This is a genomic window from Streptomyces sp. (assembly GCF_035563135.1).
Classification (GTDB): Bacteria; Actinomycetota; Actinomycetes; order Streptomycetales; family Streptomycetaceae; genus Streptomyces.
The window spans coordinates 1-3,944 of sequence record NZ_DATMVN010000415.1 but is presented as its reverse complement, the minus strand read 5'-3'; the positions used below and the strand labels follow the sequence as shown (position 1 = coordinate 3,944).

At 66.9% G+C, this 3,944-nt stretch carries 4 protein-coding genes and 1 pseudogene; all 5 read left to right on the top strand.

All coding sequences use genetic code 11. The annotated features are described in order from the left end of the window. Window positions 1-330 (top strand): annotated as a pseudogene (locus tag VN520_RS18215) (alanine--glyoxylate aminotransferase family protein); the annotation flags it as partial. A gap of 337 nt (window positions 331-667) precedes the next feature. Beyond that, window positions 668-1,192: a diaminobutyrate acetyltransferase gene (ectA, locus tag VN520_RS18210; RefSeq protein WP_325747983.1), complete on the top strand. Its 525-nt coding sequence runs from the start codon at window positions 668-670 to the stop codon at window positions 1,190-1,192. Between the two features lie 97 nt (window positions 1,193-1,289). Next, window positions 1,290-2,552, top strand: a complete 1,263-nt coding sequence (gene ectB / locus VN520_RS18205; protein WP_325747982.1) for a diaminobutyrate--2-oxoglutarate transaminase — start codon at window positions 1,290-1,292, stop codon at window positions 2,550-2,552. Between the two features lie 62 nt (window positions 2,553-2,614). Further along, a complete protein-coding gene (locus VN520_RS18200) occupies window positions 2,615-3,013 on the top strand; it encodes an ectoine synthase (RefSeq protein WP_325747981.1) in 399 nt (132 codons plus the stop codon). A 3-nt stretch (window positions 3,014-3,016) separates the two neighbouring features. Next, entirely contained in the window at window positions 3,017-3,910 is an 894-nt protein-coding gene (gene thpD / locus VN520_RS18195) for an ectoine hydroxylase (RefSeq protein WP_325747980.1), read from the top strand. Window positions 3,911-3,944: the final 34 nt, after the last annotated feature.

Sequence of the window (3,944 nt, the reverse complement as noted above, 5' to 3'; positions counted from 1 at the left end):
GCCAGGGCGCTCGGCGGCGGGCTGGAACCGTACGTCCACGACGCCCGTGACGCGGCCCCGGTCGCCACGACGCTGCGCACTCCGGCGGGTGTCGACGCCTCGGAACTGGTCGCGCGGGCCCTGGCGGCCGACCCGTCGCTGCCGCTGGTCGCCGGGGGCGGGGCGCTGTCCGAGGAGATGATCCGGGTCAATCACTACGGCGTGGACGCGACGCGGGACGCGGTGTCGTCCTCGCTGGCCGCCCTGGGCACCGCGCTGGCCGGCGCGGGCCGCGGAACCGATGTCGATGCTGCCCGGAACGCCGTCGCAGAAACGTGGCCGGACAACTGAATTCAATTACGGACCCCTCCCGGGCCATTCGATCGACATAAAAGGGGAGCTGCTTTATCGGGAGCAGCTCCCCGCATTCTTCTTCCCCCCTTCTTCAGACCTAAACACCACAGTTTCCAGCAGGCGGATCCACGCGATCCGACCAGACGTCACAAGAGTTACAACGATGTGACCGACCCCACATCACGTCCGTTATGACTGTTAAATTACGGACAAGTACGTTGATTTTTCTCCCCCATCGAGGTCGATCCGCGCCCGCGTGATAACACAGCAGGCGCCTTCACCCAACCCCTTGCGACGATGCAATTTTGATTTTTGCTGGGTAAATTCAATTCGCATGACCGCCGCACCAGCAGATTTTGCCCGTGCCCGAAGTGAATTCCTGAGCATCGACACCCCGCGAGTGGAGGACGGAGCCGCGATCTGGCGCATTGCCCGCGACTCCGAGGTCCTGGACCTCAACTCCTCGTACAGCTACCTGCTGTGGTGCCGTGACTTCGCGGCGACCTCCGTGGTCGCCCGCGACGAGAACGGCGACCCGATCGCCTTCGTGACCGGGTACATCCGCCCCGACCGCCCCGGGACGCTCGTCGTCTGGCAGGTGGCCGTCGACCGGGCCCACCGCGGCAAGGGGCTGGCGGCCACACTGCTGGACGCGTTGACCACCCGCGTCGCCTCCGACCAGGGACTGTCCTCGGTCGAGACGACCGTCACCCCGGACAACGCCGCCTCCGACCGGCTGTTCACCTCCTTCGCGCAGCGGCACGACGTGCCGCTGGAGCGCGAGGTGCTCTTCGACGGGGCCCTGTTCCCCGAAGGAACGCACCTGCCGGAGGTCCTCTACCGCATAGGTCCGTTCTAGGACTCCCCCAGCACCCTCCGCGCCCCGCCCGGACGCGGCTTCCTGGGCTCGCCTGACCCGCCGCCCGTCACAACCCCCCTCGAGCAGGAGATCAGCTGTGACCATCACCCCGCCCGCCCTGAGTGTCTTCGAAACCCTTGAGTCGGAAGTACGGAGCTACTGCCGCAGTTGGCCCGCGGTGTTCGACCGTGCGCAGGGGGCCTGGCTCACGGACGAGGACGGCCATTCCTATCTGGACTTCTTCGCCGGTGCCGGTTCCCTCAACTACGGGCACAACAACCCGGTGCTGAAGCGTGCGCTGATCGACTACATCGAGCGTGACGGCATCACCCATGGCCTGGACATGGCCACGACGGCGAAACGGGCGTTCCTGGAGACGTTCGAGAACGTGATCCTGCGCCCGCGTGATCTGCCCTACAAGGTGATGTTCCCCGGGCCGACGGGCACCAACGCCGTGGAGTCGGCGCTGAAGCTGGCCCGCAAGGTCAAGGGCCGTGAGTCGGTGGTCTCCTTCACCAACGCCTTCCACGGTATGTCGCTCGGTTCGCTGGCCGTGACCGGCAACGCCTTCAAGCGGGCCGGTGCGGGCATCCCGCTGGTGCACGGCACGCCGATGCCGTTCGACAACTACTTCGACGGCCGGGTCCCCGACTTCCTGTGGTTCGAGCGGCTCCTGGAGGACCAGGGCTCGGGGCTGAACAAGCCGGCCGCGGTGATCGTGGAGACGGTGCAGGGTGAGGGCGGCATCAACGTCGCCCGTGCCGAGTGGCTGCGTGCGCTGCAGGAGCTGTGCCACCGCCAGGACATGCTTTTGATCGTCGACGACATCCAGATGGGCTGCGGCCGGACCGGTGGTTTCTTCTCCTTCGAGGAGGCCGGTATCGTCCCGGACATCGTGACGCTGTCGAAGTCGATCAGCGGTTACGGTCTGCCGATGTCGCTGTGCCTGTTCAAGGGCGAGCTGGATGTGTGGGAGCCGGGCGAGCACAACGGCACCTTCCGCGGCAACAACCCCGCCTTCGTCACCGCCGCCGCCACGCTCGACGCCTACTGGGCCGACGGCCAGATGGAGAAGCAGACCCTGGCCCGCGGCGAACAGGTCGAACAGACACTGCTGGCGATCTGCGGCGAGGAGGCGACCGCGCAGTTCCGTGGCCGCGGCCTGGTCTGGGGCCTGGAGTTCGCCGACCCCACGCGTGCCTCCGCCGTCTGCAAGCGCGCCTTCGAACTGGGCCTGCTGCTGGAGACCTCCGGTCCGCAGTCCGAGGTCGTGAAACTGCTCCCGCCGCTGACCATCACCCCCGAAGAGCTGGACGAGGGCCTGCGCACGCTGGCCCGGTCCGTCCGCGAGACCGCCTGAGCAGGGCACACCCCCGCGCAGGCACCACAGAGCAGGACAGAAGAGAAAGGCACCACCCCACCGTGATCGTCCGATCTTTCAGTGACATCGAGAACACCGACCGGCACGTCAGGTCCGCTTCAGGTACCTGGGAGAGCAAGCGCATCGTGCTCGCCAAGGAGAAGGTGGGCTTCTCGCTCCACGAGACCGTGCTGTACGCGGGCACGGAGACGTCGATGTGGTACGCCAACCACATCGAGGCCGTTCTGTGCACCGAGGGCGAGGCCGAGCTCACCAACGACGAGACCGGCGAGAAGCACTGGATCTCCCCCGGCACGATGTACCTGCTGGACGGACACGAGCACCACACCCTGCGGCCCAAGACCGACTTCCGCTGCGTGTGCGTCTTCAACCCCCCCGTCACCGGGCGGGAGGACCACGACGAGAACGGTGTCTACCCGCTGCTGACAGAGGAGGGCTGAACCATGACCACCGAAGTACGCGCAGACCTCTACCCCTCGCGCGGCGCCGCCGAGATGACCACCCCCCGCCAGGACCCGGTCATCTGGTCCGCACCGGGCGCACCGGGACCCATCACCGCCAAGGACCTCCAGTCCTTCGAGCACGACGGCTTCCTGGCCGTCGACCAGCTGATCACCCCCCAGGAGGTGGCCGGCTACCGGGCCGAGCTGGACCGGCTGGTCACCGACCCGCAGGTCCGCGCGGACGAACGCTCCATCATCGAGCCCACGTCCCAGAGCGTGCGCTCGGTCTTCGAGGTCCACAAGCTCAGCGAGGCCTTCGCCGACCTGGTGCGCGACGAACGCGTGGTGGGCCGGGCCCGCCAGATCCTGGGCTCCGACGTCTACGTCCACCAGTCCAGGATCAACGTCAAACCCGGCTTCGGCGCCTCCGGCTTCTACTGGCACTCCGACTTCGAGACCTGGCACGCCGAGGACGGCCTGCCCCGCATGCGGACCGTGTCCGTCTCCATCGCCCTGACCGACAACCTCGACACCAACGGCGGGCTGATGATCATGCCCGGATCACACACGTCGTTCGTCGGCTGCGCGGGCGAGACACCCAAGGACAACTACAAGAAGTCCCTCCAGATGCAGGACGCCGGCATCCCCTCCGACGAAGTCCTCACCACGATGGCCGACCGCCACGGCATCAAACTCTTCACCGGCAGAGCCGGCTCGGCGACCTGGTTCGACTGCAACGCCATGCACGGCTCCGGCGACAACATCACCCCCTACCCCCGCAGCAACGTCTTCATCGTCTTCAACAGCGTCGACAACACCGCACAAGAACCCTTCGCAGCCCCCGTCCGCCGACCCGAATTCATCGGCGCCCGCGACTTCACCCCCGTGGGATAACACCACACGGCAGTCAGACGGGGCGGGACGCATC

Coding starts and splice junctions, on each gene's coding strand:
- ectA (WP_325747983.1), top strand. CDS start 668: ATGACCGCCGCACCAGCAGATTTTGCCCGTGCCCGAAGTGAATTCCTG.
- thpD (WP_325747980.1), top strand. CDS start 3,017: ATGACCACCGAAGTACGCGCAGACCTCTACCCCTCGCGCGGCGCCGCC.